General features: G+C 30.3%; 2 protein-coding genes. Both read right to left on the bottom strand.

From position 1 onward, the window contains the following. Positions 1–185: IS3 family transposase (locus tag HMPREF3270_RS13540; RefSeq protein WP_141763132.1), on the bottom strand; the 185-nt coding region annotated here is incomplete at its 3' end. 146 nt (positions 186–331) lie between these two features. Continuing rightward, on the bottom strand, positions 332–1,036 hold the full coding sequence (locus HMPREF3270_RS06790; protein WP_070848568.1) for a helix-turn-helix domain-containing protein: 705 nt from the start codon (positions 1,034–1,036) through the stop codon (positions 332–334). Positions 1,037–1,094: the final 58 nt, after the last annotated feature.

Genomic DNA, 1,094 nt, shown 5'->3' with positions numbered 1-1,094 from the left:
GGTGTCGAAGGTTTATGTCTCGTTCTCGCAACACGTATGCAAGATTTTAAACCTAATTTTTTCATTAAACGATATACACGTTTGCGTCCCACTTTTTTATCTAGTCTTATGCAAATATAAATGCGAATGCGGCGATAGCCGTAAATGCCATTGTACTTATTAAAAATTCTTAGAATATCAGCCATTAATATTTCATCTTCAATTTCATGCTTTGATTTAAAATTCTTTCGTTTTTTCCATTTATAATAACTTGCTCTTGATATTCCAAGTATCTTGCACAAAAGACTTATCGGATATTCTTTTTTTAGATCTTGAATTACAAGGTATTCAATTATTTGTCTAAATGGCGATTGATCAACTCTCTTTCCTTTTCCTTCAACTTTTTTAAAATTTTATTTTCCATTTCTAAGTATTTAATTCTTTCTTCAAGAGCTTTCATTTCAGCTAATGCTTGTTCTTCTTCAGTCAATACCTGTGTAGGTTTACCTTTGCCTCTTCCATCTATAAGACCAGCACTCCCGAATTTTTCGTATTTCTTAACCCAACTGTACACTTGTCCATAATTAACATTAAATTTTAAAGCAGTTTTCTTATAATCTTTTTCTGACTCAATACACGCTTCTACTATTTCTACACGTTCTTCGAACGTTGTTTTTCTAGCCTTCATTAAATACACCTCTGGTAATGGAGAATATGAAACATTCTCTTTTCCTAAAGTATATCGTTTTATCCAATTTCTGACAGTACTATGAGCCGGTATATTATACTTTATTGCTAAATATTCAGCTGAAACATCTTGAGTTAAGTGTTCTTGAACCACTGATTCTTTAAATGTTTCACTATAGGAATTATTATTTTTCTTTGATACTAATGCCTCTATTCCATGCATTTTAAATTGCTTATATTTAATCCTTAAATGTTCAGTATTCATTTCAATATTGCTCTTTCTTAAAGCTTCCGCATAACTGTAACCTTCATCTAACAATCTAAATATCAATAGAAATAAATTAGTATCATATTTAGTATTTCTAGACATAAAAATGCTCCTCCTATAGTTTTGTTTTTTTAGTGTCTACTATAGGGGGAGCATATCA

This window comes from Staphylococcus sp. HMSC65H10 (genome assembly GCF_001839185.1).
Taxonomy (GTDB): Bacteria; Bacillota; Bacilli; order Staphylococcales; family Staphylococcaceae; genus Staphylococcus; species Staphylococcus simulans.
The sequence above is the reverse complement of the archived record's forward strand: the minus strand, read 5'-3'. Positions and strand labels throughout refer to the sequence as shown.